The 15719-nt window shown below is 38.0% G+C and carries 14 protein-coding genes; 9 read left to right on the top strand and 5 right to left on the bottom strand.

Translation table 11 applies throughout. The annotated features are described in order from the left end of the window. Positions 1–202: 202 nt before the first annotated feature. Positions 203–1099, top strand: a complete 897-nt coding sequence (locus QNJ50_RS00815; protein ID WP_300631041.1) for a peptidoglycan-binding domain-containing protein — start codon at positions 203–205, stop codon at positions 1097–1099. A 308-nt stretch (positions 1100–1407) separates the two neighbouring features. Next, positions 1408–1770 carry a phage holin family protein gene (locus tag QNJ50_RS00810; RefSeq protein ID WP_300631039.1) on the top strand — a complete coding sequence of 121 codons (363 nt, stop codon included), beginning with the start codon at positions 1408–1410 and terminating at the stop codon, positions 1768–1770. A 287-nt stretch (positions 1771–2057) separates the two neighbouring features. On the opposite strand, the gene cobJ is transcribed toward QNJ50_RS00810, so the two are convergent. Both cobJ and tnpA read right to left on the bottom strand, forming a co-directional pair. Then, complete coding sequence (gene cobJ, locus QNJ50_RS00805) at positions 2058–4061, bottom strand: precorrin-3B C(17)-methyltransferase (RefSeq protein ID WP_300631037.1); 2004 nt, start codon at positions 4059–4061, stop codon at positions 2058–2060. 404 nt (positions 4062–4465) lie between these two features. Continuing rightward, the gene (gene tnpA / locus QNJ50_RS00800) at positions 4466–4870 is read right to left on the bottom strand and encodes an IS200/IS605 family transposase (RefSeq protein ID WP_300631151.1); all 405 of its coding nucleotides are present in this window, start codon (positions 4868–4870) and stop codon (positions 4466–4468) included. A gap of 107 nt (positions 4871–4977) precedes the next feature. On the opposite strand from tnpA, the gene QNJ50_RS00795 reads away from it, so the two are divergent. From QNJ50_RS00795 to QNJ50_RS00780, 4 genes are all read left to right on the top strand, one after another. Continuing rightward, positions 4978–6282 (top strand): transposase, encoded by a 1305-nt coding sequence (locus QNJ50_RS00795; protein WP_300631035.1) that lies wholly within the window; start codon positions 4978–4980, stop codon positions 6280–6282. A 175-nt stretch (positions 6283–6457) separates the two neighbouring features. Further along, complete coding sequence (locus tag QNJ50_RS00790; protein ID WP_300631033.1) at positions 6458–6991, top strand: PadR family transcriptional regulator; 534 nt, start codon at positions 6458–6460, stop codon at positions 6989–6991. Positions 6992–7219: 228 nt separating this feature from the next. Then, a complete protein-coding gene (chlP, locus tag QNJ50_RS00785; protein WP_300631031.1) occupies positions 7220–8440 on the top strand; it encodes a geranylgeranyl reductase in 1221 nt (406 codons plus the stop codon). A 180-nt stretch (positions 8441–8620) separates the two neighbouring features. Then, positions 8621–9124, top strand: a complete 504-nt coding sequence (locus QNJ50_RS00780) for a GNAT family N-acetyltransferase (protein WP_300631029.1) — start codon at positions 8621–8623, stop codon at positions 9122–9124. Positions 9125–9364: 240 nt separating this feature from the next. Here QNJ50_RS00780 and QNJ50_RS00775 read toward each other — a convergent pair whose 3' ends face one another. Further along, positions 9365–10108 (bottom strand): response regulator transcription factor, encoded by a 744-nt coding sequence (locus QNJ50_RS00775; RefSeq protein ID WP_300631027.1) that lies wholly within the window; start codon positions 10106–10108, stop codon positions 9365–9367. Positions 10109–10255: 147 nt separating this feature from the next. Here QNJ50_RS00775 and QNJ50_RS00770 point away from each other — a divergent pair, with 147 nt between their 5' ends. Beyond that, positions 10256–11308, top strand: a complete 1053-nt coding sequence (locus QNJ50_RS00770) for an alpha/beta fold hydrolase (RefSeq protein WP_300631025.1) — start codon at positions 10256–10258, stop codon at positions 11306–11308. A gap of 191 nt (positions 11309–11499) precedes the next feature. On the opposite strand, the gene hetI is transcribed toward QNJ50_RS00770, so the two are convergent. Next, positions 11500–12231 (bottom strand): 4'-phosphopantetheinyl transferase HetI, encoded by a 732-nt coding sequence (gene hetI, locus QNJ50_RS00765; protein WP_300631023.1) that lies wholly within the window; start codon positions 12229–12231, stop codon positions 11500–11502. A gap of 598 nt (positions 12232–12829) precedes the next feature. On the opposite strand from hetI, the gene QNJ50_RS00760 reads away from it, so the two are divergent. Together QNJ50_RS00760 and QNJ50_RS28525 are read left to right on the top strand one after the other, a co-directional pair. Next, positions 12830–13006 carry a hypothetical protein gene (locus QNJ50_RS00760; protein WP_300631021.1) on the top strand — a complete coding sequence of 59 codons (177 nt, stop codon included), beginning with the start codon at positions 12830–12832 and terminating at the stop codon, positions 13004–13006. A gap of 884 nt (positions 13007–13890) precedes the next feature. Continuing rightward, positions 13891–14970, top strand: a complete 1080-nt coding sequence (locus QNJ50_RS28525; protein ID WP_366914201.1) for a 2OG-Fe(II) oxygenase — start codon at positions 13891–13893, stop codon at positions 14968–14970. A gap of 392 nt (positions 14971–15362) precedes the next feature. Here the strand turns inward: QNJ50_RS28525 and QNJ50_RS00745 are convergent, their stop codons facing one another. After that, positions 15363–15494, bottom strand: a complete 132-nt coding sequence (locus QNJ50_RS00745; RefSeq protein ID WP_300631019.1) for a hypothetical protein — start codon at positions 15492–15494, stop codon at positions 15363–15365. Positions 15495–15719 lie beyond the last annotated feature (225 nt).

The following is a 15719-nucleotide window of genomic DNA, read 5'->3' as shown; positions in this document are numbered from 1 at the left end:
AAGGCAATTCGATCCTGTAATCTATAAACTCCCAAGACACTGTCGCTGTAATTGGAATAATTTCAGCAATATTTACCAGTTCTAGAAATAATTACTAAATTTTCGAGATAATTCTTCATTAATTTTAGGAATTATTCATTAAATCTAGGATGATTCACCAACTCTAGAAAAATTTCAAAACTATATTTCAAAACTGTAAAGCATGAAGTATTCGGGGACTAATTCCACGATCGCGATGGAGAAAGCAAGTATTTTCAACAGCTTGCGCTCAGCATTGTCATTGAATATATCTCCTAGCAGTCAATTTCATTTATTATTACTTTGTTCTTTAATACCTTTGGCGATCGGCTCTGTTAGTGCTGTCTCAGTTGGTGCACAAGAGCCAAATTACCAAGTAATTATTAAAGGAAAAGTTTCTCGCCCAAATTTACAAGTGGGTAGTAAAGGAGCATTTGTTTCAGAATTGCAAGCAGCTTTGAAACTCTTGAATTTTTATTCAGGGGAAGTAGATGGAGTTTATGACAAAAATACCGCTAACGCCGTTTCTAGTTTTCAGGTCGCTGCGGGTTTAATTCCAAGCGGTATTGTTGATAATAATACTTGGGAAACTTTGTTTCCTATTCCACCTGCTGGAGAAAGTGCAAGTGGAAATAATAACTCAGACTTTCCCGTTCCTTCGGAAGTCGCGACTATTAGAGGAAATGAGATCGATTCTGAAGAAGTTACCCGAAATATTCCAACTCGTCCAGAACCAAGACCAGTAAAACCTCCGAGAAAGAAACCCGCGAGAAAAAGTCCATCATCAAATCAAAACTCCACTTCATCTTCTAGTAAGAAACCCAGTTCTTCTAAAAAACCTGAAATTCAATATACTGCACAAGGATTTCCAATTTTACGTTTGGGAATGCGTGGTGCAGAAGTATTAAAATTACAAAAACAATTAAAAAGACTGGGTTTCCTGAAAACTGGTATAGATGGAGACTTTGGCTCCCTAACAGAAACAGCAGTTAAGGCATTACAAAAACGTTACGGATTAGAAGCCGATGGCGTTGTTGGTGGAGCAACTTGGCAAATTATTAATCGACAGATTAGACGCTAACCTAAAGTAAGATTGGTAGTGTTTTACAGTACACAGCCTATAGGTGGGATAATTCTGATATATTAAACTAATTTTTCCCGATTACTATTCCCCAACATCGAATTGACAGCAGGAAGAGAGTTATTTTTCCACATTTTTCTGTAGGGAAGTCATATACTGATATTCTTTGCTTGTTTTGATGCAGGACAAGTCAGTCTTTAGTTTAAAGCATTGATTTTAATTAAAGTATTGATTTTGAGGTTTTGGGGTGCAATAAGTACTCATGTATCAGATAATTCTTACTTCCCGCTGATTAATTAAAAAAGGTTATGCGACGTTTTTTATTCACTTGGATAGGCACTGCTTTTGCCTTACTTATTACTTCTAGTATTCTTCATTACATCAATATTGGTTTTAAAGTTGATAATTTTATGACAGCCTTATTAGCTGCATTAGTAATTGGGATTGTCAATGCTATTATTCGACCAATTCTGAGAGTTTTAGCTTCTCCAATTACTTTATTAACTTTTGGCTTATTTACATTTGTGGTTAATGGTTTTACTCTCTGGATTGCAAGCGTCTTGACTCCTAGCTATGGTTTTATCATTGAAGGACCAATAGCAGCTTTGTTGGGTTCAATTGTTCTATCTTTTGTTTGTAGTTCTATTAACTATATACTTAGACCTACTTGATAGAAGATGAGTAATGAGTAATGAGTAATGAGAATGGGTAATGGGTAATGAGTAATGAGTAATGAGTAATGAGTAATGAGTAATGAGTAATAGGTAATGGGTAATGGGTAATGGGTAATAGGTAATGGGAGATGAATTTATTTCGTTTTAATCAACCTCCTGATTCCTGTCTCCTGATTCCTGACTTCTGTATTATGTCCTACGGACACGCTATAGCTATAGCTGCGCTACCTACGGAGCCGCTACCTTACGGATCCGCTAATGACTTTTTACTTTTTACTTTTGACTTAATTAATATACCCTCGTGGAGTTATCATCCATTCACAGTAGTTACGTGTACTTTGGTTACCAATTAAAACTATAGTTAGCATATCCACAGAAACATCCAATAATTTATCTAAAGTAGTGATAGTAATTTGCTCGTCTTCGCGATAAGCCGAACGAACTACTGCAACTGTTGTGTTTGGATTGCGATGTTGTAAAAAAATATTTGTGGCGATTGTTAATTGTTCCGTACGGGTTTTCGATTTGGGATTATATAAAGCTGTGACAAAATCGGCAGCAGCAGCAGCTTGTAAACGTTTTTCAATTACCTCCCAAGGCGTCAGTAGATCGCTTAAGCTGATGGCACAAAAATCATGCATTAATGGCGTTCCTACCCGGGAAGCTGCTGCTTGCAAAGCAGTAATACCAGGAAAAATTTCGATCCCAGGAGTTTTCCCATCCCAACCACAAACTTGTAATTCTTCCAGGACTAATCCCGCCATACCGTAAATTCCACAATCACCTGAGGAAACAACAGCTACACTTAAACCCCAATTAGCCAATTCAATTGCTCTTTGGGCTCGTTGTCTTTCCTTTGTAATTGGTAATGCTTCTATTATTTGCCCTGTTCTTAACAAAGGGCTAATTAAATCGAGATAAAGACCATAACCAATGACTGCATCCACAGATGCGATCGCAGTTTTGGCTGCGGGTGTAATTTGTTGTAATTCTCCGGGTCCAGTACCTACAAGTAAAATTTTGCCTTTTCTACCTGTATATTCTCTTTCCGATTTGGTGACAGCAACTGTCACTGCACCAGGTTGTCCTTCTAAACGAAAAATCTGTTTGGGAATTAGCATTTCCCCTTTGGTTTTCCCCTGACTGGAATTCAATATCTCTTCAGTTAATTCCTTGTCAGTTAATTCCTTGTCAGTGTGGGAAGGAATTAAAGCAGCCAATAAAGCTGCAGCTTCGGCTACACTAGGTGTTCCCACTTCCTTCGCGACTATTTGGGAAGGATTGGGTACCGATATATTTTTGAGAATTTCGCGGCTAAAAGTTCTCAGGGGTAAATTATTGTTTGCGCACAATTCTACTAAACCCACTTCATCCGATTTAATATCAATGGTGGCAATACCTGCGATCGCATCTTTTGCTAGTTGATATTCTTGAAAAGTATTTTTAATTGCAGCTTCTATTACCTTTCGTGGCGTTCCTCGTTCGCAACCAATTCCAACCCACAAAACTTTTGGATACCAGGTAACTATTGATTTTTCAGGTTGCTCAGTATAATTCTGATCTTTGAGTTTAAATGGTGAATTCTGCGTAGAAGATTTATGGGTAGAAGGTTTATGGGTAGAATTTTTATCTGTAAAAGACTTATAAGTAATCCAAATTTTAGCTGTAGTATCAACAGTTTCTTCAAAACACAGAGAAGATTTTTCCACACCCTTTGCTGTTCGCCATATAGTAGAACCAGCTTCTTGAACTACTTGTACAGGTTCGCCCCTCACTACAGATGCACTGACAGCAGTCCAGTCTCCTTTACCCCTACACCAACCGAAGGGAACTCCCAACATATCCACAGCTGGTAATTCTAAACTAGCTGAAGCACCAGTTAATATGGGCGTTGCGCCAATTTTTGTAGCAATTAGTTGTGCTAATCGATCCCCGCCCCCTTGATGTCCACCACACAAACTAATGACAAATTGTCCTTTTTCGTCAATCACCAACACTGCGGGATCGCTGGATTTATTTCCTAGTAAAGGTGCTATTAATCTCACGACTGCACCTGTAGCCAAACAAAAAACAAATGCCTTTTGGTTGTACCATAAACTGGCTACGTGTTTTTTCAGGGAAGTATTGTAAACTTGTGTTCCTGTAATTCCAGCACAAGACTCTGGAACCCAAATAGTTGCACTATCTTTTGGTATTCCTGACGAAGACACACAAAGAGATTGCAGTTTATTTATACCTGTAGATGCGATCGCGATTAAAGCAAGTGGAGCAAATTCAGCTAACAACAATTTGTATTACCGATAATTTTTCTTTCTTGATTTACGCCATTTATCCAATAAAATTCAAGCTTTTGGAAAGAACACAAATCTTTAAATCTTTATCATTTCAGTTTTTCTAGATGCGATCCCATAAATAACATTATCGAATATCTGATATCTTGCAGCATTCTCAATGATCGCCTTGGAATAAATTCCCAGGCTAATAGGATAAGTCTGATTTATCAGACTAGGTAAGGTTTATAGTGGATTTTAACCTACTTATTCTATGAGCCTTGTTCGCTAGAGCGGCGACATAAAGCGTGTTGAAATTTATTTTAAGGTGGGATTTTGAACGTATTGCGCGACAGTCCCCATTCTCATCCGCACGCTAGTGCGTGAACAGCGACGCGGAATGGGGAAGGATAGCGCTCCGGCTAAGGTGATTCTTGGCTTTGGATATATGTTTTTAAAACATCAATCGGCGCACCACCACAAGACGCTACATAGTAAGAATTAGACCAAAAAGATACTTTTCCCCAGTAATGCTTTTGCACCTCTTGTGGGAATTCTTTTTTTAACATTCGTGCTGTAGAACTTTTTAAACTTCCCACAACAGATGCTATTGAGTTTTTAGGATGGAAATCTAGCAATATATGGATATGGTCTGTTTCACCATTAAACTCTATTAATTCACAACCCATCTTTTCTGACACTTGCTTGACCATTCCCTTAAGACGGTCAAGCATTGTTGCGTTTAATGCTTTGCGTCGATAATGAGTTACAAAGACAAAGTGCAACCGTACACTAAAAACACTATGAGAACCTTTTCTAGCTTTCATGTTGACAGGGTGTAACCGCATGACTATAATAGCCAATATAACAGATAGGTCGTTAGCGGCTAGCGTGAGCGTACCGTAGGTATTGCGTGACCGCAGGTCATGTTGTTATGGCTACCAAACGAATTACTTTTAGACTTTACCCGTCAAAAACTCAAAATGATAAGATGCATTACTGGCGTAGGTTACACAAAGACCTGTACAACGCTTGCATTGAGCATCGTAGGACTTCTTATAAAAAATTTGGTAAGTCTGTTGATTATTACGATCAGCAAAATTGTTTACCAGAATTCAAAGAGCAGTGGGAAGAGTATAAAGAACTTGGTAGTCATGCATTGCAAGACACTGTTAAACGTGTTGATTTTGCATTCAAACGATTTTTTAAACTTAAGTCTGGATATCCAAAATTTAAAGCCAGTCGTAGATATAAAGGATGGACTTATCCCTGTAAATCTGGCTGGAAGGCTTGTACCAACGGGAAGAACGGTTACCTGAAAATTACTAACTTGGGTAATATTAAAATGCGTGGTCAAGCGCGTGACTGGGGAACACCAAAGACTTGCACAATTATTTTTAAGCAAGGTAAATGGTACGCTTCAATCACTGTTGGTTGCACACCTATCCGATATCAGACTGATAAAGGTGCGATTGGTTTAGATTTTGGTACTCACCACGCAATCGCTGATTCCAACGGCGATATAGTAAGTAATCCTAGATTTGTTAAAACTGCTCAGAATAAAATCAACAAAATCGCTAAAACCAGTCGTCGTAAGCGTTCTCCAAACTTCAAGAAAAAAGTTAAAGCTTCTCGTCGCTGGAAAAAAGCAAATAAAGCTGTAGCTAAAATACAGTCAAAAGTAGCTCGTCAAAGACAAGATTGGCAACACAAAGTTTCTACACAGATAGTTAGCTGTAATAGCCTGGTAGCAACTGAAAAGCTAAATCTTAAAGGGATGACACGCAAATCGAAAGGTAAGAATAAACGTCAAAAGTCCGGTTTAAATAGGTCTTTACTCGATGTTGGTATTGGTAACTTAAAAGATTTGATCGAGTATAAGGTTACCGAAGCTGGAGGGTTTTATGTTGAGATTCCAACCAAGAAAGTAAAACCTTCTCAAACTTGCCCTAATTGCGGTCATCAGAAAAAGAAAACGTTGTCTGAGCGAGAACACCATTGCGAGCAATGTGGATATCGGTGTGATAGAGATGTCGCTGCCGCAATGGTAATGCTTAACTATGCAAGCGGAAAATGCGGTCTTGGGGTTTCCCCAAGTGGAGCAATTTTCCAAGACAGGGGTATGGAACGTGCCTCTACAGACGTCGATGAGAAAACCTCTACTTATTGCGGAAGTTTTAAGCAAGTTGCTCAAACGAAGCGTCAGAAACGTGTAGCTTGCCCGCACGCTAATGCGTGAACAGTCGTAGACGGCTACACGTAGTTCATTTTAATAACATTGGTGAAAGTTATGAGATATGACTTATTTATATTCTTGTTTATGGGTTAAATTTGTGTATCCTTAATTTATATGCAATAAAATGCATATTCAACAATTAGGAGCAAAAATTATTTAGGCAAGAAGTGAGAGTAATATGTCCTTATCCCATGCAATATTAGCTTCCTTATGTGATTCATCAAGTAGTGGCTATGATCTAGCTAAGCAATTTGATGGTTCCGTAGGTTTTTTCTGGAAAGCAACTCATCAACAAATTTATCGAGAACTCCGTAAATTAGAACAGTCAAATTGGATTAAAGCTGAGGAAATCGCTCAGGAAGGTCGTCCAGACAAAAAAGTCTTTTCAATTACAGATTTAGGAAAGCAAACTCTTCAGGATTGGATCGCTCAACCAACTGGAATATCACCAGCGAAGGAAGAAATTTTAGTTAAGCTATTTGCTGGTTACTTAGTACCTAAAGAAGTGATGATTCAGATCTTAGGAGAGCAGCGTCAGCACCATTGGGAGAGATTGTTAACTTATCAAGAAATTGAAGCTGAATATTTTCAGGATATCGATAATTGTCAATTATCTGAAAAATATCAATACCTGACACTGCGTAGAGGTTTGAGATGCGAAGAAGATTGGATTGCTTGGTGCGATGAAGCAATTAATTTTTTAAGTAATTAATTTTTTGATTAATTAGTTTTTTTAAAAAATTAACAAGAATTAGGTTTTTCAATGCATAATATCTAAGCGAATAATAGCAAACCTTTAAATACCTGCTTCTTATGCTGACATTTGTTGCGAAACTTTAAGGAATGTTGCATTTGACTTGAATCTCCCCACTTAGGCGCAAAATGAGTCAAAATACCGTGGTAACATGCTTCGAGTGATATCAAGATAGGGAGAAAACCTTTGAGTCTGAGGGTTGCTGTTGTTGGCTCAGGTCCAGCTGGTTCGAGCACTGCTGAAGTATTAGCAAAAGCTGGAATTGAAACTTATTTATTTGAGCGCAAACTAGATAATGCTAAGCCTTGCGGTGGAGCTATTCCTCTGTGCATGGTGAGTGAATTCGAACTTCCTCCAGACATTATCGACCGTCAAGTGCGGAAAATGAAGATGATTTCGCCTTCTAATCGGGAGGTTGATATCAACTTAGTCAATCAAGACGAATATATCGGTATGTGTCGCCGTGAGGTACTTGATGGCTACTTGCGTAATCGGGCGGCAAAATTAGGTGCAAATTTAATTAATGCTACCGTTAATAAACTTGATATTCCTACAGATAAGACACAGCCATATACTATTCATTACATAGATCATTCTGAAGGTGCGGCAAAAGGTATTGCCAAAACTCTGAAGGTTGATTTAATTGTTGGTGCGGATGGTGCTAATTCCCGAATCGCAAAAGAAATTGATGCAGGGGATTACAACTATGCGATCGCATTCCAAGAGCGGATTCGTTTACCTCAGGAGATGATGGGGTATTACGAAGATTTGGCAGAAATGTATGTTGGTGATGACGTTTCTACCGACTTCTATGCTTGGGTATTCCCCAAATATGACCACGTTGCTGTGGGTACTGGTACCATGCAGGTGCACAAAGCCAGTATTAAGCAATTACAAGCTGGGATCCGTGCCCGTGCTGCTAAGAAATTAGTTGGCGGTAAAATTATTAAGGTAGAAGCTCATCCAATTCCCGAGCATCCTCGTCCTCGTCGCGTAGTTGGTAGAGTTGCTTTGGTTGGTGATGCTGCTGGTTATGTTACCAAGTCTTCAGGAGAAGGTATTTACTTTGCAGCTAAATCCGGACGGATGTGTGCTGAAACCATCGTTGAAATTTCTAATGGTGGAACTCGTATTCCTACAGAAGCAGAACTGAAGCTTTATTTGAAGCGGTGGGATAAGAAGTACGGACTCACCTATAAAGTTTTGGATATTCTGCAAAGGGTATTTTATCGTTCCGATGCTACCCGTGAAGCATTTGTGGAAATGTGCGATGACCTTGACGTACAGAGATTAACCTTTGACAGCTATCTTTATAAGACTGTTGTCCCGGCTAATCCAATTACACAGATGAAAATTACAGCTAAAACTATCGGTAGTTTAATCCGCGGAAATGCTTTGGCTCCTTAGTAAATGCTGTAGTCAAAAATTTTAAATCTAAGAACACAACAAATTCAATTCATTATTGGGAAATGAAGATGGTTGGGGAGATAGATTTCTTCTTTACTGTCTTTGTTTCCCAAATTGTTTATTACACTAATGCGATCGTTCTTGTATACCCGATTGCATTGGAATTCAGTAGAAAAGTAGATGATTAGACAAGCTACTATCCAAGATGCATCTGCAATTGCTCAGATACATATCCATACATGGGAAATTGCTTACAGCGGAATTGTTCCTGACTCACATTTAACAGCTTTGTCCGTAGAAAATAGAACCCAGCGATGGTTAAGCACTTTATCCAAGTCATTGACAAATACATTAGTTTATCAGCTAGATGGAAAGCTTGTGGGTTGGATATCCTTGGGTATTAGTCGCGATCAAGATGTATCGGAAGCAGGTGAAATCTACGCGATTTACGTCCAACCTGAGATGTGGGGATATGGGATTGGCAAAGATTTGATGAAGTTTGGTGAAGAACAACTTTGGCAACGTAAAGTTAAGAGTATCGTGCTTTGGGTACTTGAAGATAATTTCAGAGCGCGAAAATTTTATCAGAAGGGGGGATATACTCTCGATGGGACAAAGAAGGAGTTGACTATCGGAGAAAAGATGCTATCTGCATGCCGATATGTCAAATATAACGATGATTAACTCTTACTTATAAGTTTAATTTTCAGGTTTAATCCTCTATTCCTCATTGAGGTTTTTCCAAAAATTAGAAACTTTACGACTAGAAAAACCTTTCCGTCGCCATTGATTTGATGAATTAAAAAAAATCAATAAAAAAATCAGAGAAAAAATTCAGAATAAACATTAGATTTGGCACTCAGTAAAAACCCGGTGAACGGGAGTGCCAATGTTTGCTATTTGCGCCCCAGAGTTCACCGTTATTTATTCGACCTCCGACGCAGCTACACTTGCATCTGATGGGGGACTGCTTGGTAATTCCAAACAATAACCTGCACCATACACTGTTTTAATGTACCGGGGATGGCGTGGATCTGGTTCCAATTTAGTTCGCAGGTGGCGAATATGAACGCGAATGGTCTCAATATCGTCATCTGGATCGTAACCCCAAACTTCCCTGAGTATTTCACTGGGAGAAACTGTTTGTCCGTGACGTTGTAACAAACAATGTAGCAGTTCAAACTCCAGGTGTGTTAACTTAATAGTCTGATTAAACCATATCGCCTCAAACCTTTCTGGAACCAAGGTTAAAGGTCCGTAGTTAAGAATTTCGCTATGCTTCGCAGCCTGTGGTATGCGATCAGTACGTCGCAATAATGCCCGTACCCTAGCCAGCATTTCTTCCACTTCAAAGGGCTTAGTGAGATAATCATCTGCCCCAGCGTTAAAACCTTCTACCTTATCTTGAGTTTGACTCAAAGCTGTCAGCATCAACACCGGGATTTCCGAAGTGCGATCGTCTCGACGCAATCTTTGACAAACCGTAAATCCATCGACTCTAGGTAACATTAAATCTAACATGATCAGGTCTGGCTGCAATTGGAGTGCCAATGCTTGACCTTTAATACCGTCTTCCGCTTGGCTGACATCATAACCAGCCATTTCTAAGTTGACAGCAACTAATTCTGAAATCGCCGGGTCATCATCTATGACAAGAATTCTTGGCATTATTAAAAAATCATTACTACTTATTAAGGATAAATAAGAATCTTTGGGAATTACAAAGACTGCTGTCTTGATTATAAAAAAGAATTTAAATATAACATAAATATTAAGATAAAAGGATTGTGAGTCATTAGATAGAACTTTACTAATATGTTGTGTAATGCCGCCTATAAACCGTCTCGGTTTTTACAAAATGGTGTGCGAATGACTATATATTCTGCTTTGTGGGGCAAAAAATACTGGGAAAAAACCTCAAATAGTCCCGATTTGCCTTATAAAGAACATATTTTTCGCGGATTCCAAGATGTACCCTTATACGGCTTGGTTGCGATCCCCGAAAATCCTCGCGGTACCATTATCGCCACCTACGGCATTACGGGCGACCTTGAAAGTGAGTGGTCACTCAGGATTTTGGCACGTAAAGCATATAATCGCGGCTATGCAGTGATTTTATTTGATTGGCGCGCCCATGGTAAATCAGCGGAACTATCCCCCACTTTAACTAGTGATGGTTTATTTGAGGGGGATGATTTTGTTCGCATAGCAGCAGGTGCTGCAGCAATTGGTTGTCCAGCAAAGTATTGGTTCGTTGGTTATTCCTTGGGAGGACAATTAGCTTTATGGGGTAATAAAGCAGCAACAGAACTCAAAAAACAAACTACCGATATTGGAATTCAATCTGATGATATTGGTGGAGTTGCAGCAGTTTGCCCTAACTTGGACTCTAAGCGATCCTTAGCTTACTTAGTTTCCTATCCTTTTGGCAAATTCGTTGAATCCAGAATTGCCAAAAATTTGAAACAACTTGCTTGGAAGATCCATGAGGCTCACCCTGGAAGCTTAGACCCGGATGCGATCAAACGTGCTCGGAGTATTTGGGGCTTCGATCACGAGTTAGTAATTGATCGATTGGGTTTTCCCAGTGTGGAATCTTACTATGATGCCAGCAGTGCTTTGCAGTTACTGCCAAACATTTTAAAACCAACTTTGATTATTTATGCCGAAGACGATCCATTTTTTCTCCCAGATATTGTTGATGACTTAAAAACTGCTTGTAGTGGGAACCCAGCAATTGATTTACTATTAACCAAATATGGCGGTCATATTGGTTATATAAATAGCAAAAAAGGTCAGCAACAAGCCAATGACCCAGACCCCTGGTGGGTATGGAACCGTATTATCGAATGGGTAGAGATGCAGTGATGGAGGATTGGGTGAGCCCGCGCGCCGCGAGCGGCGAATGGCGATTGGGGATTAGGAATTAGGTAAAGTAAGTATTGCTTAGTGTTCGCAATTGGAATTGTGGGTATAAGATCGAGTATTTTTCTCCCTCACTCCCTTAGTTTCCTCTATTCCTTTGCTAAATACACTTCCCAATTCCCCACCCCTCAATTTTATGAATATTGCCAGCACTTTAAACTAAACCCAGAACCCTTAATTGCAACTGCAGCAACAGCATTTCTTTGGGGAACTAGTTCTAGTAAACTCCAGTTAGAATCTGTTTTCAATTTGGCGCTTTCTCCAGGGGAGAGATTTATTTCAATTTCTTGTAACTGTGCTAACCCTGCACCCGTTGCTTTCAAATAAGCTTCCTTACAAGTCCAATAGCGAAAAAAGGTTTGTTGTTTTTGGTGCGGTGGAAGCGATCGCATTATTGAATATTCCTTAGGAGAAAAAAACTGTTTTGCAAGGTTGAGAACATCAGAAATTGGCGAAATATACTCTAGGTCTATCCCAATTGGGCGATCGCGATTAACTGCACATAATGCTAAATCCTGAGAATGAGATAAATTAAAGTGCAGTTGATTTCCTCCACAAGTCTCCGCTAAAACAGGTTTACCTAAAGGCTCATAACAAAACTCTAATTTTTGTGGTTCTATATCCAAATAACGACCCAAAATACTGCGCAGCGTAGCACGACCGGCGATGAACCTTTGGCGATGTTGCTCTTTATAAAATCGGTCAGCACGAGCGACCTCATCTGTTGATAATGTTTCTAATAGCTGTTGTACCCTTTCTTCTGGTATATCAAGATTGATTCGCCAAACGTGGATCTCATCTTGCAACAGAGTTAAATTTGCTGGCACAGGTCGCCAGGTATCATTCATAACAGTCGATTTACTCATTAATAATTAACCAATGCCCAAATTTGAAAGGAGAATTGTTCAATCCGACTGAGTTTAAATTCACCCAAATGCGGATTTTAATTTTTTTAATCAACCACATCCAATTTGAAAACTTGAGCGTTGACCCAATTACAAATTATAGATATGGATGGGAATGAGGTTTAATTTGCAAAGACTTCCCAACTTAAATGAATGCTTACACCAAACAGTATTCAATAAATAAGGTATTCTCTGTGGAAATTTTCTTGCATAGATTAATCCAACCTGTTTTGGTCAGGCTTATACGAATGAAATATCAAACATTTAGTCTGCAAAAACGAAGGTTGAACCTGAGGTAATCAATACAAATGTGAAACTTATAATCCATACAGCTTGAAATGTTTTCCCTCATTTTTAGAATTTTTATCTAGAATATAATTCAAAACTGCGGAGTTAGTGATAACTTGATTTTTTGCAGCCATATACTAGATGATGTCTTTGCATTCGATATGGTGTCTTCCACTATTTATCCAAAAATTTACTGGGGAAAACGAAAAAGATGATAGTCAGTCAAATTGATTGCAATTTTCTAGGAAATTGACATCAACAAATAGAATGATTGAACTCTTCCTACACACCTCTCAAAATATCTGGCATTCAACCAGATAAGCTTACTCTTAAGTTAGCAATTAAGCATTTAACGATAGATTCCCACAATCATCAACTTAACGAAGTTTATTCCACTATTTTCATTGCTAATCAAGAGATAATTGTCAAAATTAATGTTGTTTTTTGACCTTCCTGCCATTATATAGCTTGTACAGTTTTTCATCATAACTTTGTTTGTTAATGATTATTAAACATGAAATATAAATATCTAAAAAGTCCATAATTAACGATAAGTGTGCATATATTGTTGCTTGATTTTTATCCGCAATTATATTTAAATATTTTGTTACACTTATCTTGAATATATCGTTGAAATAAATCTTCTGACTTAATTTTTTTGTTATATAATCATTCTTACTACGCATTTATTACTAGTAGTTTATAAGTCTATTTTTATTAATTAAAATATTGTATAAATCCTTAAAAAGTTAACTACTAACATTATTTATTTTTATTCATTATTATTCATAAGCTATAGCAATCCTAAATAATTTATGATTTACGCACGGGCGACGTAAAAAAGCAATCGCGAAAATCTAATTTATCGTCGTGTTTGCGTAAGTACTGTCATTCATCAAAATAATATTGTAAATAGGTAATGTATCGCATCTATAAGGAATCTATTCGTTTGAAAATCTGCAGAGAATACCTATATTTAAATATATTTATAATAACTTTTGATTGTCACTAAGAATTTATAAATTTCAGTTCGAGCGAATTCTAAAATAAGATTATCAACTAATAAATAAAGTATAGCTATATATCGAGTATTGTCTAATTTTAAATTCCTAGAAGTATTTGTACATAATATTTTAAGTCATTTTTTATATTGTTCTCAGTGTTTTCATGCGTTCGCAAAAATACAAATTATACACACATAAAAACAGAATATTAAAACAAGGTTTCAATTTGATTTTTTTAAAGCAGTAAGCGAAAATACTTATGGCTGTGCCACTCTAGCAAAAGACCATGGTGAATCTGCATCTACAGGCTATAGAAAAGGCGGAAGAGATGATAGACTACACAAAAATTTCTCGATGTGTAGCCCAATTGCAAGAATTTATCGCTCTCCACCCAGAAGCTAATGAAGTAAGAAAAGCATTAGCAGTTAAGCTTGTTTATCAAGGCTACTTTTATGAAGAAATACAGACAATTTTAGGTGTATCCCCTAGTTCCCTGCAATTTTGGAAAACATCATATGAAAAATATGGAATATACGGGTTGCGCTTGCGGGATAAAGAAGTCCAAAAAGTATTAATAAAAATATCCCAGAAACTAAAATCAAATGACTTAATCGATCTATTAAATGGTAAATATCTTGTACTACGTATTCCTAATTATTACCCCGCTCGAGAAGCAAAGAAAATTAGTCAAGAACTCATCAAAGAAAGAACTTTAGAGCGTTATAAAAGAGTACCAGATGTAGGAGTACAAAGAACTGGGATTACTTTTTTTGAAACTAGTTGCTCTTTAGAAATGCTCAAATGTTATTACGAGCAAGCTCAAGTTTCGATCCAAAGTCTTCGACAAACCTGTTTTCCTCATTTGTCACCCCTCGATAAACTCAGACTTGAATTACAAGAAATCTGGGTACCGGGTGCTCACATTGAAAATGTCCACAATCAAACGATGTTGGCTGGAATTTGTCGTGTATTCGAGGATAATTTTGAATTACCACCCCACCAAGATATCTTTGCGCGGGATATCTTGGATGTTGGTATTCCTCCGGCTCATCCCTTTGACAATTTTATTACTCAGTTATCTGCAAACATTTATCTACAAACTCCTAAATCTGGAGGTGAGTTAGAGGTTTGGGAACTGAAGCCATCTATCTCGACAGGAAAAGCAATTCGCGATAAACGCCTGGGAGCCGTTCCACAAAGGGATCGAGAATACAAATATGAAGGGATCATTGATCGCAACAGTTTACCAAGTGCGACATTAAAAATTAAACCAAAAGTTGGAGAATTGATTCTATTTGATTCTGGAAGAATTCATAGTGTTCGCCCTTGTCAAGATGGTCCACGAGTTTCTATGTCTATGTTTATTGGATATCGTTCTAGGAAAAAGCCTTTGACATATTGGAGCTAGTATTTATAGCAGAATTATGGCACGGGTTATGTGACTGCAGCGATTAAATTAACAAACTTTGGTCGCAATAAAAACAAGATCGATATCACACTAGTAACAGAGTGTTAGTAGTACTCTGATAAAAGGTTATTAAACTCACACTAAGGCCTTTAAGTAATATTCATGTGAGTTAATGAGTACTCCTAATGACTTTGGCACGGAGAGCAACGTGCTAGTGTGTGTGTGTTAAATAATAAATTATCTTCCCAAGACTTGGGTCTTGGGTCTTTTTATGTGAGCTATTCATTTCTGACGTCTCACTTTACCTATGTTTTGCAGATTCTCATCTCATGAGTGCGGGTTACTTTACAGTTTCCGTGCTCCCAAATTACGGCATTTTTAGTTCGTCCTTGTCAAGATGGTCCGTGAGTTTCCATGTCTATGTTTATTGGATATCGTTCTAGGGAAAAGCTTTTATATATTGGAGCTAATGCTTGTTGACCGTAGGGGCGTACTGACCTGTGCCAAACAGGAGTGGACAGCATCCACAAAGCCAATCTCACTTTAAAAAAAACTTCCTTTAGCCCTCAAATTCTTGCAAGAAGAATTCGGAGAAGGTAAACGACTCAGATATATGTGTCAAGACGAAACTCGTCTTGGGTTAAAGACTATTCGGGGGACGTTTAATTACCGCTCCTGGTGTAAAACCTGTTGGAAAAAATCAGTGGGAGCGTGATTATTTCTCTCACCTCTTATGACCACATTCTCGA

The sequence above is a fragment of the Mastigocoleus sp. MO_188.B34 genome, assembly GCF_030065675.1.
Taxonomy (GTDB): domain Bacteria; phylum Cyanobacteriota; class Cyanobacteriia; order Cyanobacteriales; family Nostocaceae; genus Mastigocoleus.
This window is presented reverse-complemented; position numbering and strand designations above follow the sequence as displayed.